This window comes from Nitrococcus mobilis Nb-231 (assembly GCF_000153205.1).
Classification (GTDB): domain Bacteria; phylum Pseudomonadota; class Gammaproteobacteria; order Nitrococcales; family Nitrococcaceae; genus Nitrococcus; species Nitrococcus mobilis.
The window spans coordinates 330,153-344,485 of the sequence record NZ_CH672427.1; the positions used below are offsets into that span (position 1 = coordinate 330,153).

Sequence of the window (14,333 nt, forward strand, 5' to 3'; positions counted from 1 at the left end):
CTATCCAGCCGACCCAAAGTGCATGATCTAATGATTCTGGGTGTCCTTAACCCGTGAGGTAGGGCGAGCGAGGGTCTGGCTTCTCTCCTGCCTCATCCCACCACCCCATGCAGCGCGGCGAGGCGACGCTGACCAGCAGCTCGATCCACAGTGTAGGTTCGCTGCGCCGCGGCTGAAGTGACGGGATTCAAACTCCGAGCATTCACGATGTGAACGGCCCTGCTGGCATTGGCCGGTGCGTGTTCGCCGCAATCGGTGGTTCTCAGTTGAAGTTCGCTTGCGACCAGTTACTGCGCGGAGTTTGCGCTCTGAGTACCCGCATGTCGGTGGCGATCCGTGCCGCCTCCTTTAGTAGGGTGTCCGGCAGCTCGTCTTCATCGATTTCGTCGAGAGACTGAATCGACGGCTGGTCAGATGCACGCAGCAACTGATTGATCGCAGCAAGCCGGGTCTGCTCCGAGTGCTCACGCTGTTGCCGCCGAATCTTCTCGTTGAGTGAGACCTCAGTGCGCGCCCGCTGCGTGCGCAGCTGTCGGTATTCATCCGTTACAGCCTGCAGTCCAGGATCAGTAGCCATGCGCACGGCATGCTGCTTTTCCAAGCTTGCCAGCCACCGTTGAACATCGCCGGCCGGCTGGAAGCGCACCGGTGCAATACGATCCCACGGCAGCGCAAACGGTTCGGCCATTTCACCAACGCGGTTGTCGTTGGTGACCGCAGGCAGAGCAATGTCAGGTTTGACGCCGACTCGCTGGGTGCTCTCTCCCGTAATACGATAAAATTTTGCGATGGTCAGCTTGAGGCGCCCGCCCGGGGAGTCCTGTTCATCGAGCTCAAGGCGACCCAAGTCGATCATGCTTTGAACCGTGCCCTTGCCGAAGGTCTGATCGCCGATGATGAGACCGCGGCCATAATCCTGAATCGCGGCCGCGAAGATCTCGGATGCAGAGGCGCTGAATCGGTCCACCATGACCACCAGTGGACCTTGGTAGGCGACGGTATGCCCATCGTTGTCGCGGAGCACCTCACGTTCGCCCGTTCGGCGGCGCACTTGGACTACAGGCCCATCCTCGATGAACAAACCCGTCGTCTTGGTGGCTTCCTGCAAAGAACCACCGGCGTTGCCGCGCAGATCGATTACTAAGCCATCGATGCCTTGCTGCACCAGCTCGTTCAATAGCTTGTGGACATCACGGGTGGTGCTGCGATAATCCTTGCCACCCAGTCGGGCCGCCTGGAAGTCGATGTAGAAGGCCGGTATTTTAATGACCCCAATATGGTACTCACGGTCGTTGTGAGGGATCGGCAGGCGCTCGGACTGCGCGGCTTGTTCCTTTAGTTGAATGCGATTGCGCACCAGCTGCACCACCTTGGGTGTGGCGTTGGCTCCGCCTTTGGCCGGAAGTACTTGTAACCGAACGGTCGTTGCGGCGGGGCCGCGAATCAGTTCGACCACGTCCCCGAGTCGCCATCCGACCACGTCCTGGATCGTACCCTTATTTTGGCCGACGCCGATGATCTTGTCGCCTGGGGCGAGCTGCCCGCTCTTGGCGGCCGGCCCGCCCGGAATAAGCTCGACCACCTCAGTGTGGTCGCCTTCGCTGCGCAGCAATGCCCCGACACCCTCCAATGACAGACTCATGTTGATATCGAAGTTCTCCGAGCTGCGGGGCGAGAGATAACTGCTGTGTGGATCGAAAGCGCCGGCCCAGGCATTCATATATATTTGGAAAACGTCCTCTTCATGGAACTGAGCGACGCTGCGTGCCATGCGCTGGTAGCGGTCGCGCAGCGTCGAGCGAATCTCCGCTGCGTCTTTTCCGGTGAGTTTTAACGTGAGCGCATCGTTTTTCACCCGCTTGCGCCAGATCCGGTCGAGCCGAGCCTCATCCGCCGCCCATGGGGCTTTGGAACGATCGAGATCGAAGGTTTCGTCGGTGGTGAACTCAAATGGTTTGGCGAGTTCGGTGACGGCGAACTGGCTGCGTTCCTTGACCCGCTGGCGATAGACATCGAAGATGTCAAACGCGGGTGTTATTTCGCCTTCGCGCAGCAGATCATCCAAACGGGTGCGGTATTGGGAGTAGCGTGCCAGATCGCTCGCTAGAAAATAGTAGCGTTGCGGATCCAGCGCGGTGAAATACGCGGTATACACCTGGCGGGAGAGCGTGTCATCGAGGGGCTGATTGCGGTAGTGATATTGCGCTAAAAAAGCGCCGATCATTTGCTCGGCATACGCGAAATGCGAGTCCGGTCGCGGCGAGGGCGGATTCGTCAACGCCAACACCCCGTAGCCGGCAAGCAAAAAGCTTGCTAGCGCAATTGGCAACCAGCGCCATAAGGATGGTACCCGGCTTATCGTCATCCCCGTTTACTCCACGGCTCGATCGAGGCTCCGAGCTACGATCTCGTATACATCCTTGGACAATCCCTCTTGAGCGTAGATCCGTTCCAGTTGTTGGTGCATGCAGGAGCTTCTTCTCGGATCGTGGCGCCCCCAGCGGCTGAGGGGTGTAACCAGCCGAGCCGCTACCTGTGGGTTGATCCCGTCCAGTTCGAGAACCCGATCGGCAAGAAAAGTATAGCCAGCCCCAGAGACGTCATGGAAGCACGCTGGATTACCTTGGGCGAATGCACCTAGCAGCGAGCGGACCTTGTTCGGATTGCGGATATCGAAGGCCGGATGCGCCGTTAGCTGGATTACGCGGGCGAGGGTGTCGGAGCGGCTGGACAGCGCTTGAACCCGAAGCCATTTGTCCACCACCAGCGGCTCGTGTTGCCAGCGGCGGTAGAAATCCGCCAGCGACGCTTCAGCTTCAGAGGCGTTGCTGTCGACCAGCAGTGCAAGGGCCGCCAGCGCATCCGTCATGTTATCGGCCGTTGCGTATTGGTCGAGACACCGCTGTAGCTCCGTGGAGTTTTGCAAGGTTGCCAGGTAGCCCAAGACGGCGTTTTTGAGGCGACGGTAGCCGGCCGCCGCCGCCGTGTTTTCGGTCTTATTCCCCTGCTCAACGCAAAGTGCGTAGCGTGCTCTCAGCTCTTCGCTCAGATGTTCGGCGAGGTTGCAGCGCATGGCTTCGCGTGCGATATGAATGCCCTCGACGTCGATAACCTTCATCTGCTCGGCTAGAAAATTCTCGCTCGGCAGCGCCAGGGCCTCGGCAAGCAAGGCGGGGTCGGTTTCGGTGTCGCATAAAGTACGCCGGAAAGCCGTGCGGAAGCGCTCGGGTATCGACCCGCGCCCCTCGTTGACCCAGCGCAGTAGAATGCGCGCACTGAGTTGCTGGCCTGCCTCCCAGCGATTGAACTCATCGCTGTCATGGCCAAACAAGAACGCGAGCTGGTCCTCCGTATAGGCATAGTCCAGTTTTACCGGTGCCGAGAACCCACGCAGCAAAGAGGGGATGGGGCGCTGCGGGATATCGAGAAAGCGGAATGTCTCCCGCTCATGGCGCAGTTCCAGCACGCGGCTGCCGGTGGTGATTGCCTGGGTTTCGTTCTCTAGGCGCAGCGGCAGATCGTGTCCTTCGGCGTTCAACAGTCCGACGATCACAGGGATATGCAGCGGCTGTTTGTGCGGCTGGCCTGGCGTGGCAGGGGTATGTTGGCGAATATGCAGGGTGTAGCGGCCCGAGCCGGGCTCATACTCGTCGTGAACCTCCAGGCACGGTGTGCCCGCTTGGCTGTACCACAGACCGAACTGCTCGAGATCTATCCCGTTGGCTTCGGCCATCGCCATGAGGAAATCGCGGCAGGTTACCGCTTGGCCGTCGTGGCGTTGCAGATAGAGCGCCAACCCCTGGCAAAACCCCTCCTGGCCGAGGAGGCTGTGGTACATTCGAATGACTTCTGCCCCCTTCATATACACGGTCGCCGTGTAGAAATTATTGATCTCGACGTACTTATCGGGGCGTACCGAATGCGCCATCGGGCCGGCATCTTCCGGGAATTGCGCGGCGCGCAGGCCGCGGACCTCCTGGATCCGTTTCACGGCCGCGGCACCCATGGCCGCAGTGAACTGTTGTTCGCGAAATACGGTCAGTCCTTCCTTGAGGCTGAGCTGAAACCAGTCCCGTAACGTGACCCGGTTACCGGTCCAATTGTGGAAGTACTCATGGCCCACCACGGCCAGGATGTCCTCATAGTCGGAGTCGGTGGCGGTCTCCGGGCGGGCGAGGATGTACTGGGTGTTGAAAATATTGAGCCCCTTGTTCTCCATGGCCCCCATGTTGAAATCGCCCACCGCCACGATCATGTAGTCGTTCAGATCGCATTCCAGGTCGTAGGTTGCCTCGTCCCAGCGCATGGCGGCTTGTAGGCAGGCCATGGCGTGTTCCGTTTTGTCGAGATTCTCGCGCTCGGTGAAAATTCTCAGCCGCACCGTGCGGCCCGAGGCCGTCACATGGCGGTCTTCATGGCAGGCGAGATCCCCGGCCACCAGCGCGAACAGGTAGCTCGGTTTCGGGAACGGGTCTTCCCAGCGGACCCAGTGGCGATTACCCGCGGCTTGCCCTTGGGCCACTTGGTTGCCATTACTGAGCAGCACCGGGTAGCGGTCACGATCCGCCTCGATCGTGGTCGTAAAACGGGCCATCACGTCCGGGCGGTCCAGGAAGAATGTGATGCGCCGAAAGCCCTGGGCCTCGCATTGGGTGCAGAACATCGCACCGGATCGATACAAACCCTCCAGGCGCATGTTCTCTTGAGGACGAATGCGAGTGATTACCTCAAGGGTGCACTGCGAGGGTACTCGTTCGATGGTGAGGCTTTCTGCGTCCAGTCGATAATCTTCCTGGGTCAAGGGCACGCCGTCCAGCGCCAGTCCCAGGAGCTCGAGCTCGATACCGTTCAGGCGCAACGGCTGTGGCTGGGCGTTGTCGGAATCATTGCGCCGCAGTTCGAGGCGCGCGTGAACAGTCGTCTGCTCCTGGTGTAGATCGAAGTGCAGAGCTACATGATCGACCAGATAATCCGGCGCTGAGTAATCGCGGCGATGGACGGTAGTGGGCTGATGTGCCATGGAAGATCCGTTTTTTCCCTATTGGTCAGTCGGTTGTACGCCTGGTGCAGGCCTTTTGAAGTTAGCTTAACCTGAATGGCGCAGCGGCGCATCCTCGGGTCTTCGCTGCGGCGCTCGGCGCGCTTTGCGATCCGTCGTTCAAAAACGCACGCCGGCGCGAAAGCAGGTTAAGATGCGCGCTTATAGCATTGATCAGAGATCGGATGCGGGATTTCTTAGGTGCCGAGATATGACTTACGGTTGGAGGTAATTGATGTCCGTCGGATTCGGTGATGCAGCAAGCGGCGTAGTTACGCCTGCCGAACCGCAGCTCGAAATCCTCGTGTACCAGCCGTCGAAGCCTGTGTTCCGAGCTCCATTGCTGTTTCTGCACGGCGCCTTTGTCGCGGCGTGGTGCTGGGAAGTTCACTTTTTGCCCTATTTCGTGCGGCACGGCTTTACCGTCTACGCGCCGAGCTTGCGAGGCCACGGTCGCAGCGCCGGTGGGCAGCAGTTGCAGCAGACCGGGATAGACGAGTTTGTATGCGACCTCGAACGGGTGGTGGCTGGGCTGGAGCATCCGCCTGTGTTGATCGGGCATTCCATGGGGGGGTTCGTGATTCAGAAATACCTTGAGCGTCATACCGCGCCAGCGGTGGTGCTCATGGCCTCGGTTCCCCCTTCTGGGCTTATGCAGTCAAGCATGCGGCTGATGTTGGCTGACCCGTTGCTGCTGACGCAGCTTACGGCGTTGCAAGGTATCGGTCCCGGTGCTATGGACCTGAGCAGCGCCCAGCGTGCGGTATTCTCTGGTCAACTACCGGAGGCGGAACTGCTCGAATATGCCCGCCATCTGCAGCCGGAATCGCAGCGGGCGCTGTGGGACATGACGGTCGGTGCACTGCCGTGCCCGTGGCGGATGCAGACGCCGCCGATGCTGGTTATCGGCGCGCAAGACGATGCCTTGTTCTCGGTTGCGGAAGTCGAGCAGACGGCCCGGGCCTACAACGCCGATCTGCATCTGCAGCCGGATATGGGGCACGCGGTCATGCTCGAACTGGGCTGGCGCTCGTTGGCAGAGCGCGTCCTCGACTGGTTGGTTGCTAAGCGCTTGGTGGCTCCGTTTGAGCCTTGACCTGATAGGCGGCGCGTCCCGCCGCCGTTGCGGTCGGGAAGGTTCTCTTGCCGCTGCTTACCAGCGGTACTTATCCCAGAGCTCCGGGTTGGCCCAATTGTTTGGAGACAGCCAGTCTGGAGTTGTCTTATAGGTTGCGATATCGAACTGGTACAGCAACAGCCGCTCGCCCTCTGCCCCGGTTGCCGCGCCGTATGGCGTGAATCCGAGCCGAATCAGTGAGCGGCGGTTCCAGGGGCCATCAGCCAGACCGGGTGCTACGATGACCAGCACTTTGCGTGCATAAACATCGCGCAGCCGTGCCAGCAAAACCCCGCTTTCCAACGCGGCTAAAGCCGTATCGGCTTGGACTAGGGCTAGGTCGTGGATGCTCAGGGCGGGCAGCCGTTGCGCTGCCTCTGCGCTGGAAAGGTGGGTGAGCGTCTCATCCGCACCGGTGAGTGTTTTGACAAGAACGGCCAAAGAATCGCCAATAACCAGAATCGAACTCGGGCGGAGTTCCTCCAGCACGCTCTGCAGCCGCGCGTTTAGGGTCTCATCTGCCATCGCTTGGCCCCGGGTTTTGGGCTTGCCATGAACTCGAGGATTTGGCTCGAAAGCCGGTTATTTGCCCCTGCCGGTCGCTATAAGACAAGTTTACGTGTCGGACAATTTGCGCATTCGCTCACAGCATCTAGTCAAGAAGCGGGGGATCGTATCGCTATTGCTAACAGTCCGCCTGCGCCGTGTCGCAAAGTCCACGGTATCACAGTAAACGATAGGCGTCAGGAGTCTTGCATTTCATGGATCTGGCAACCCTCATCGGCTTTATTGGTGCGCTCGGAGTCATAGCCGCTGCCATCTTTATTGGTGGTAGCCCGGCTATATTTTTGAATTTGCCATCGATGCTCATCGTCTTGGCGGGTACCTTGCTGGCCGTACTGATCAAGTTTCCCCTCGGCCAATTTCTAGGGGCTTTCAAAGCCGCAGGGCGAGCGTTTCGGTATCGCAGTGAGTCCCCGCAAGGTCTGATCGATCAGACCGTGGAGTTGGCGCAGGTGGCGCGTAAGGAAGGGCTGTTGGCGCTGGAGGGCTATGAGGTAGCCAACCCGTTTTTCCGGCAAGGCATTCAACTCATTGCCGACGGCCATGAGTCGGAGCTGGTCAAAAAAGTGCTAGGTCAAGAAATCGATCTGACCATGGCGCGTGATGAGCAGGGTGAGCAGGTCTTCCGGGCGATCGGTGATGTGGCTCCGGCAATGGGTATGATCGGAACCCTGATCGGTTTGGTGCAGATGCTCAGTAACATGGCTGACCCGAAACAGATCGGTCCGGCGATGGCGGTGGCGCTGCTGACTACGCTTTACGGCGCGGTACTCGCCAACTCGGTTGCAATTCCGATCGCCGATAAGCTGGCGAACCGTAACGGCGAGGAGCGCCTCAACCGCACCTTGATCCTAGAGGGTCTGCTGTCCATACAAGAGGGCTTGAACCCTCGGGTGATCGGGGAGCTGTTGAAGACTTATCTGCCCGTCAAACAGCGGGCGCCAGCCGAGGAGGCCGCTTGATCACATGCTCGGCGATGCATCGAAGAGTGGTAAACGGCGGTTGGCTCCTGTCGGCGCGCCGCCCTGGATGGCGACCTTCGCGGATTTGAGCACGCTGTTGCTGTCCTTCTTCGTGTTGCTGCTCTCTTTCTCAGAGATGGATGTGAACAAGTACAAGGAGATCGCGGGCTCCATGCGCATGGCGTTCGGCGTTCAGCGGGAGGATGTTACCAGGGACCCGCCCATGGGTACGAGTTTCGTCGCGCGCGATTTCAGTCCCGGCCAACCTTCCCAGTCCCCGTTCGCCAAAATCGCGCCAACACCTATGAGCACGAGCGAAGGCATTCGTCCGATGCCACCGCGCGTTACCGTTGCACCGAGTGGTCCGGGCGGTCCGGACAGCTTGCTCTCTTTGTCGCGGCAGCCCTCTGATGCCGCCGTCGAGCAGGCCCGCAGCAACTTGATCAAACTCCAGAGCCTGTTTCGCCAGGAGATTGAGCGTGGGTTGATCGAAGTCGCTCAAATCGGTGCTCAGATCGTCATTCGGGTTCGGGAGCATGGTTCGTTCCCCTCCGGCTCAGCCAAGCTCATCAAGCCGTTTTTGCCGGCGGTGCGCAAGATTGGCCAAGCCATCCGAATGACAGAGGGGCAGGTCATCATCGCCGGCCATACCGATAACGTTCCGATTCATAATGCCCAGTTTCGATCAAATTGGGATCTTTCGGCGGCGCGCGCGATTTCGCTGCTGCGTGCGTTGGGAGCGGTCGAGGCGGTGGATGCCAATCGAATTACCGTTGCCGGACATGCCGATACGCGACCTATCGTTTCCAACGACACCCCGCGCCACAGAGCGCGCAACCGCCGGGTCGAGATCATCTTAGTCAACGGGAATGGCTTAGAATTGACCCGTAGCCTCAACGAGGTGCTCGAGCCGAGCGATGCAAGAGGAAACGAAGGTGGCTGACCGACAGCTTTGTGGCTCTCTCAAGGACCGGCGCGAGAACTTTCGGATCACCGATGAGGTGCTGCTCGACTACCGGTGCCTGTCTCGGCAGGAGGCGCTGCTGCGCCGCCAGGCGCCTGCTCAGGATGCATCGAGCGCTTTTGCCTTGGTTCCGGAAATGAACGAGTTGCGCCAGCAAACAGCGATTCTACGGCGCCAGGCCGAGCAAGAATCGGCGGTGATTGCCCGTCTCATAGAACATCTCGACCGGAAAGTCGATCGGGTGATTGGCGTGTTGATGGTGCATGAACTCGGCAGCCGTTGTCCGCAGCCCGTTACGGTCGATATCAGCGCCGATGGCATGGGTTTTAGCTCAACGGAGGTGCTCGAAGTAGGACAAGTGTTGGATATACGACTCATGATACCGGCCACGGGGTATGGTTTGCACACCTTTGCCCAGGTGATGCGCTGCGGGGAGAGCGGTAAGCACAGCGGGTCCCGCGTCGGTGTGCAGTTCCAGTTTCTGCGCGATTACGACCGCGAAGCCCTGGTCCAACACCTTCTGCAGCGCCAGTCGATGCTGCTGCGCCAGCGTAAACAAGATCTCGAAGAGGAATAAGGCGCTGCGTTTGCAACGGCTGGGACAGCAGAGCGGGTGCGGCTCGTGTCACTTTCAGGAGGTGAGCGCACGGAATGTCACAAGCCGGCAGCACTAACCCGACGTGCCCCAACATGACTTAGCCGTAATGCAAGGCGGTGATGAGCGGACACGATACATCGCCTTGATGCGCATGGCATTCGCTGACTAGCTCGGTCAATACGGCCTTGATCCGGTGCAAGTCAGCGAGTATGGCGCGTACATCGTCCAACCGCTGCGACGCCAGCTCCGTTGCCTCGCTGCAATGCATACCGTCTTCACGACGATCAAAACGCGCCGACCAATGTCGCCGGAGCTGATGGGGGATTGGCTGTATGTTGTATTAAAATCGTTTACTCACAGAAAAAGTTGTCTAACAAAAAACATTACTAGGTAATGCTCGGCTGTTTGGCTACCTGAGCGATTCAGTTATTAAAAAATAAATGTATTAAAAACAGATAAATATAAATTAATTTGGCTTTTCATCCGCCATTGGCATGCGATCTGCCTTTATCTAAGCAACGAGAGCGAGATGCTCTCGGAGCCAAGACCAGACGAGTTTTTAATCGACGATCGAACGTAACTTTTAGGAGATCAAGACCATGGCGAGCATCATGATCCGTGACCTGAGCATGACCGAGACCTTGGACCGGCAGGCGAGTCTGCGCGTGAAGGGCGGCTGGTACGGCGGCTACCTCATGCCCCATCTGAGCTACCCGAGCAGCATCAGCAAGAAGTTCACCAATCAGATTCAGGTGGCCAAGGTCAACAACACGGCAGTGGGCATCGGTGGTCCGAACACCTTCAACCTCAACGGCACCATCGTCCAGAGCCAAAGCGCCTGAGCGAGAAGCTCACAGCAACTCACGCGGCGGAGACCAGGCAGGTCCCCGCCGCGTTTTAGCGTCCCGCCCTTTCGCATCGTCCGGCTACGCGCATTCCCGAATCAGCGGAAAAACCTAGCCCAACTTAGCGGATTCGGCTGTTCTGAAACGCCAACTAATTGATTAATATAGGCGCACCCTCCAAAGGTCTTCACTACAACGGGTTTGCGGGGCTTATCCACAGACCGCCTTTTGATTTTCAAAAAGATTTTTCTTCGGCGCCCGCAAAATCCGGGGCGAATCCGCTAAGTTGGGCTAGCGGCGGCGCATGCGTAATGCGCCGCCCACTGGGGCGAGTCCTGTCGGGTGGCTCTAGGGCTTGCGGCCGTCGATGAGGCAGAAAGCCACGTTTGGGTTGGGTGTATCCGCCGCAAGCAAGGAATGAGGTGCGGATGGCTAGTCGGGCGAGCCGTCTACGGAAGCGTTCGGCCTTGACCGAGGCCATTGAAGTAAAATCTTCCTTATTGTCCGTGGGATAAAATTCGCTGCTGCCATTCCCGGGCGCCAGGATTGGGGTCGGGTGATAATCGTCCAGCAAAAAGCGACGCAGCGCTTCGGATTCTAGCCCATTTCCACGGACGGTAATGCGCGTCGGCTCATCGTTGCCCTCTTCGGTTGTTTATTCTTCGTCCCTGTTTAACATGGCTGGTGGCTTATGAAGTGAGGCTGTTCACATATTTTGCAGTACACCGAAGCTACTGCAGATTGCGTTCCGCCGAGGTAAAGACTTATGGGCCATGACAACCTAATGCTGGGGCACTTGAGACATATCCGCGGAAGGGTGGATCAGATCAGCGAGGATGTGGTCGAGCTCAAGCACCGTCTCGCCTCGGTGGAACGCGGGCAGGCCAAGGGTCTGCGCGAGTATGCGGGCCTCTACAGCGATCAGGCGCGACAGCAATCTTCCATTGACCGTTTAGTGGAGCGCATCCAGCGTATCGAGCGGTGCCTGGAAATCACCGACGAGTGACCAGCACGAAGCAGCCGCCGGACACCCCATCGAATCTTCTTCCGTGTCGATTCTCTGTTCCCATTCAGCATCGCGGATGGTGTGCGCGTGCTCGCCTATTGAGCCGGATGGCGATGCTGCTGGCAGCGAATAGATGGGAACCTTCTTGTGACAATGTTGCATTCTTGAGCTCATTTAGAGGGAATATGTCGTCTAGTTAAAAACATGATTAGGTGAGAGGCGGTCGGCCTTGCCGCCGAAGTGCTCCTGGCATTTAAAAATAAGCTTTTTAAAAACAGCTATATATAAATTAATTTGGCTTTTCATCCGCCATTGGCATGCGATCTGCCTTTATCTAAGCAACGAGAGCGAGATGCTCTCGGAGCCAAGACCAGACGAGTTTTTAATCGACGATCGAACGTAACTTTTAGGAGATCAAAACCATGGCGAGCATCATGATCCGTGACCTGAACGCGACCGAGACCTTGGACCGGCAGGCGAGCCTGCGCGTGAAAGGCGGCTGGTACGGCGGCTACCTCATGCCCCATCTGAGCTACCCGAGCAGCATCAGCAAGAAGTTCACCAATCAGATTCAGGTGGCCAAGGTCAACAACACGGCAGTGGGCATCGGTGGTCCGAACACCTTCAACCTCAACGGCACCATCGTCCAGAGCCAAAGCGCCTGAGCGAGAAGCTCACAGCACCTCACGCGGCGGGGACCAGGCAGGTCCCCCCGCGTTTTAGCGTCCCGCCCTTTCGCATCGTCCGGCTACGCGCATTCCCGAATCAGCGGTGAAAACCGGAACGGTCTTATCTTGTAGTCGAAGCGTTCAATATGAGCCGCGTTCTCCGGCTTCTTCTGGGTACACTGAGTCTGCCGAGATCGACGAGATGCGTCTGCAGGAGGAGTCCTGAATTCAAACTTGGCGCAACGGCGGTGGCTGCGCTTAAAATAGGCCCACGCGCGTCGAGTTGCATGGCCGGCAGCGGCGTGCGGTCACGGCAAGGCTCGACTGAGCTACGAAGCGCTCCCGTGGAAGGTGAGCGCTTTCGCTTGTTCGGCACAAAATAAGGATACCCTCGATTTATGACCGGTACGCAGCATGCAATTTCGCTTGACAGCACTGGCAGCAACAGCGTGGGCTTGTCCCCGGAGGGCATTGCGCAGCTTAATGAGGCTTATGCGCCGTTGGATTTTGAAGCACGAATTCGTCGCCTGTATCGCGACTTCGTACCGCAGCGCATTATGGTGACGTCCTCCTTTGCCGCCACGTCGGCGTACTTCCTACACATCATCTCTCGCATCCGGCCGGAACAAAAAATTTTCTTCATCAATACCGGCTTCCATTTTGTTAAGACGTTGGAATACCGTGATTATCTGATCGAGCTCTTCAAGCTCCGAGTCGAGGACATCCGTCCCGATGCGCATCACTTCCGTTACGCGCAAAAGGAACGCCTCTACGAGACCGATCCGGACCTGTGCTGTGCAGTGAACAAAGTGCAGCCGCTGGAGGCCGCCAAAGAGGGGGTCGACATCTGGGTCTCCAGCCTGATGCGCTGGCAGACCGAGCATCGCGCCGAGTTGCACATCTTCGAGGAGCGGCGCGGTTTAGTGAAGTTCAATCCCATGATCGATGTCACCCGTGAACAACGGGATGCCTACATCCGCGATCACAACTTGCCCTTCCACCCGCTGGTTGCCGAGGGTTATGCCTCGATCGGCTGTTCGCACTGCACCGTGAAAGGTGAGGGTCGTAGCGGCCGCTGGCAGGGGAAGCCCAAGACTGAATGCGGTTTGCATCTTTGACGGATGCAACGCTGTAGGCGAGCTATGCCGGCGCCAATAGTAATGCTTGCTGTAGCATTCGGCATGTGGGCGGATTGTCAGAAGATGCTGTTTGCCGATCTCACCACTGAAAGCGCATGTTGAGGGTTGCCCCGTCTGGCCGCGAATTAACGAAGACCTCAACGTTGGAGGTCTTCTCGCCCGTCAGGTTCTGATAGGCCTCCCAGTCTTTGGCGGGTTTGGAGGGTTGGGTGAGCAGAAAGGCCAAACCGCCGATGAATCCAGTCAGTGCCACATCCACCCCGTGCTTAGGGCCTGCGGCCAAACCGGTGGCGGCGCCGGCGGCAACGTTGAGTGCGATATTACCAACGTGCTCCCATAATCCCCAGCGCGTTTCAGCGCGCTCGGCGTTTCGGCGCAGCTGGTCCTCGGCGGCGCGAAGCTTGGCGAGCTTTTGCTCGCGCGTGCGTTCGGGCAGGGTAACGATTAGGCTTGCGCCCAAGCGCGCTTCCAGCGGGGTTACCAGCATATACGCTAGGCCGATACCTGCATTCGCTGCATACGCGGCATCTTTGACCCGATCGTCGTCATTGTCGGCCAAAGCGGCCGCGGCGCCGAGTCCAACCATGCTGACGCCATTGATGGCCAGCCAGCTATACGACCAAATCTGCCCCTGTGTTTTGGACTCCTGGAGCCGGTTCTCGAGGAAGCGCAAGCGCTGTTCGATGACGGCATCTGGGAGGCCCGAGTCATCTAGGCTCGTCTGAATCTGGCTGGGCAATGAGGCGCTTAATCCTAGCTGAGCGATCAGTGTAAAATACTCAAGCATTGGAATATGGAACCAAGCATTGGGTAGAGTAAAGAATAGGTTACCATTTCCGTAGCGCCAGCCTATCTGTTGCCGTCCCTTTCGTTTGGCGGTGCCTCAATAGCCGATGCGTGGCCATGTTGGTCTGTCCTCCTTCATCAAACCGTGCATACGGTTCTCCCGTACACGGCTTTCCGATGCCTTTCACGCCAAGGCATGCGCCGTTCGCCAGGGTGCTCGCGTCGGCGGCTTGAACAATCCATAGTGTCCATAGAGCATGTGGTTTGGGAAGCGTCGATGCGTCTGTGTCCGGAAGGTAAGCTGTTGTTATACCTTAAAATATGGAATTATGTGCGTAGGCACTTTCAAACTCGAGTGAGAGCGAAGCCGTTATCCGCCTGTCACCGCTCAAGGCGGCCGGCGCGTTGACTTATAAAATCGCCCGCCAGCCCACGCCCGCCCTCAACTAAGCCACATACCTACAGCGCCTACCGGTTACAATGCTGAAGGAGGGCTTAAGTTGAGAGTATTAGGAGCGAGGGGGCAACGTCCGGCAACCGCTGGCCAAGCAGATACTCAAAACGCAGCATATCGGAGGTCATCGAAAGCTCTATAGCTTCCGTAGTTTCGGGCAATTGTTATCAGACCGGAAGTTTCAGTGCGCCG

General features: G+C 58.2%; 13 protein-coding genes. 8 read left to right on the top strand and 5 right to left on the bottom strand.

From position 1 onward, the window contains the following. Positions 1–262: 262 nt before the first annotated feature. Together NB231_RS01475 and pepN are read right to left on the bottom strand one after the other, a co-directional pair. Complete coding sequence (locus tag NB231_RS01475; protein ID WP_004999169.1) at positions 263–2,365, bottom strand: carboxy terminal-processing peptidase; 2,103 nt, start codon at positions 2,363–2,365, stop codon at positions 263–265. A 6-nt stretch (positions 2,366–2,371) separates the two neighbouring features. After that, positions 2,372–5,020, bottom strand: coding sequence for an aminopeptidase N (pepN, locus tag NB231_RS01480; RefSeq protein ID WP_004999170.1), 2,649 nt, complete (start codon positions 5,018–5,020; stop codon positions 2,372–2,374). Positions 5,021–5,273: 253 nt separating this feature from the next. Between pepN and NB231_RS01485 the strand changes: the two genes are divergently transcribed. Beyond that, the gene (locus tag NB231_RS01485; protein ID WP_004999171.1) at positions 5,274–6,134 is read left to right on the top strand and encodes an alpha/beta hydrolase; all 861 of its coding nucleotides are present in this window, start codon (positions 5,274–5,276) and stop codon (positions 6,132–6,134) included. Between the two features lie 57 nt (positions 6,135–6,191). Here the strand turns inward: NB231_RS01485 and NB231_RS16550 are convergent, their stop codons facing one another. Continuing rightward, positions 6,192–6,680 carry a DUF6231 family protein gene (locus NB231_RS16550; protein WP_004999172.1) on the bottom strand — a complete coding sequence of 163 codons (489 nt, stop codon included), beginning with the start codon at positions 6,678–6,680 and terminating at the stop codon, positions 6,192–6,194. A gap of 236 nt (positions 6,681–6,916) precedes the next feature. On the opposite strand from NB231_RS16550, the gene pomA reads away from it, so the two are divergent. Genes pomA through NB231_RS01505 form a run of 3 tightly spaced genes read left to right on the top strand, consistent with a single transcriptional unit; the run spans position 6,917 to position 9,222 of the window. Beyond that, positions 6,917–7,681: a flagellar motor protein PomA gene (gene pomA, locus NB231_RS01495; RefSeq protein WP_004999174.1), complete on the top strand. Its 765-nt coding sequence runs from the start codon at positions 6,917–6,919 to the stop codon at positions 7,679–7,681. A gap of 4 nt (positions 7,682–7,685) precedes the next feature. Beyond that, on the top strand, positions 7,686–8,624 hold the full coding sequence (locus NB231_RS01500) for a MotB family protein (RefSeq protein ID WP_004999176.1): 939 nt from the start codon (positions 7,686–7,688) through the stop codon (positions 8,622–8,624). Then, positions 8,617–9,222, top strand: a complete 606-nt coding sequence (locus NB231_RS01505; protein WP_232210363.1) for a PilZ domain-containing protein — start codon at positions 8,617–8,619, stop codon at positions 9,220–9,222. The genes NB231_RS01500 and NB231_RS01505 overlap by 8 nt, the downstream gene beginning before the upstream one ends. A 118-nt stretch (positions 9,223–9,340) precedes the next feature. On the opposite strand, the gene NB231_RS01510 is transcribed toward NB231_RS01505, so the two are convergent. Beyond that, a complete protein-coding gene (locus NB231_RS01510; RefSeq protein ID WP_004999178.1) occupies positions 9,341–9,511 on the bottom strand; it encodes a hypothetical protein in 171 nt (56 codons plus the stop codon). Positions 9,512–9,842: 331 nt separating this feature from the next. Between NB231_RS01510 and NB231_RS01515 the strand changes: the two genes are divergently transcribed. The 4 genes from NB231_RS01515 to NB231_RS01530 all read left to right on the top strand — a co-directional run bounded on the left by NB231_RS01515 (position 9,843) and on the right by NB231_RS01530 (position 12,880). Beyond that, on the top strand, positions 9,843–10,085 hold the full coding sequence (locus NB231_RS01515; RefSeq protein WP_004999179.1) for a hypothetical protein: 243 nt from the start codon (positions 9,843–9,845) through the stop codon (positions 10,083–10,085). A 769-nt stretch (positions 10,086–10,854) separates the two neighbouring features. After that, the gene (locus NB231_RS01520) at positions 10,855–11,094 is read left to right on the top strand and encodes a hypothetical protein (protein ID WP_004999181.1); all 240 of its coding nucleotides are present in this window, start codon (positions 10,855–10,857) and stop codon (positions 11,092–11,094) included. A gap of 422 nt (positions 11,095–11,516) precedes the next feature. Continuing rightward, a complete protein-coding gene (locus NB231_RS01525) occupies positions 11,517–11,759 on the top strand; it encodes a hypothetical protein (protein WP_004999182.1) in 243 nt (80 codons plus the stop codon). Between the two features lie 401 nt (positions 11,760–12,160). Next, on the top strand, positions 12,161–12,880 hold the full coding sequence (locus tag NB231_RS01530; RefSeq protein ID WP_004999183.1) for a phosphoadenylyl-sulfate reductase: 720 nt from the start codon (positions 12,161–12,163) through the stop codon (positions 12,878–12,880). Positions 12,881–12,980: 100 nt separating this feature from the next. On the opposite strand, the gene NB231_RS01535 is transcribed toward NB231_RS01530, so the two are convergent. Continuing rightward, positions 12,981–13,688, bottom strand: coding sequence for a hypothetical protein (locus tag NB231_RS01535; protein WP_004999185.1), 708 nt, complete (start codon positions 13,686–13,688; stop codon positions 12,981–12,983). Positions 13,689–14,333: the final 645 nt, after the last annotated feature.

What these genes read in the sequence shown, in the direction of transcription:
- NB231_RS01475 (WP_004999169.1), bottom strand. Translation starts at nt 2,365, where the DNA reads ATGACGATAAGCCGGGTACCATCCTTATGGCGCTGGTTGCCAATTGCG.
- pepN (WP_004999170.1), bottom strand. Translation starts at nt 5,020, where the DNA reads ATGGCACATCAGCCCACTACCGTCCATCGCCGCGATTACTCAGCGCCG.
- NB231_RS01485 (WP_004999171.1), top strand. Translation starts at nt 5,274, where the DNA reads ATGTCCGTCGGATTCGGTGATGCAGCAAGCGGCGTAGTTACGCCTGCC.
- NB231_RS16550 (WP_004999172.1), bottom strand. Translation starts at nt 6,680, where the DNA reads ATGGCAGATGAGACCCTAAACGCGCGGCTGCAGAGCGTGCTGGAGGAA.
- pomA (WP_004999174.1), top strand. Translation starts at nt 6,917, where the DNA reads ATGGATCTGGCAACCCTCATCGGCTTTATTGGTGCGCTCGGAGTCATA.
- NB231_RS01500 (WP_004999176.1), top strand. Translation starts at nt 7,686, where the DNA reads ATGCTCGGCGATGCATCGAAGAGTGGTAAACGGCGGTTGGCTCCTGTC.
- NB231_RS01510 (WP_004999178.1), bottom strand. Translation starts at nt 9,511, where the DNA reads ATGCATTGCAGCGAGGCAACGGAGCTGGCGTCGCAGCGGTTGGACGAT.
- NB231_RS01515 (WP_004999179.1), top strand. Translation starts at nt 9,843, where the DNA reads ATGGCGAGCATCATGATCCGTGACCTGAGCATGACCGAGACCTTGGAC.
- NB231_RS01520 (WP_004999181.1), top strand. Translation starts at nt 10,855, where the DNA reads ATGGGCCATGACAACCTAATGCTGGGGCACTTGAGACATATCCGCGGA.
- NB231_RS01525 (WP_004999182.1), top strand. Translation starts at nt 11,517, where the DNA reads ATGGCGAGCATCATGATCCGTGACCTGAACGCGACCGAGACCTTGGAC.
- NB231_RS01530 (WP_004999183.1), top strand. Translation starts at nt 12,161, where the DNA reads ATGACCGGTACGCAGCATGCAATTTCGCTTGACAGCACTGGCAGCAAC.
- NB231_RS01535 (WP_004999185.1), bottom strand. Translation starts at nt 13,688, where the DNA reads ATGCTTGAGTATTTTACACTGATCGCTCAGCTAGGATTAAGCGCCTCA.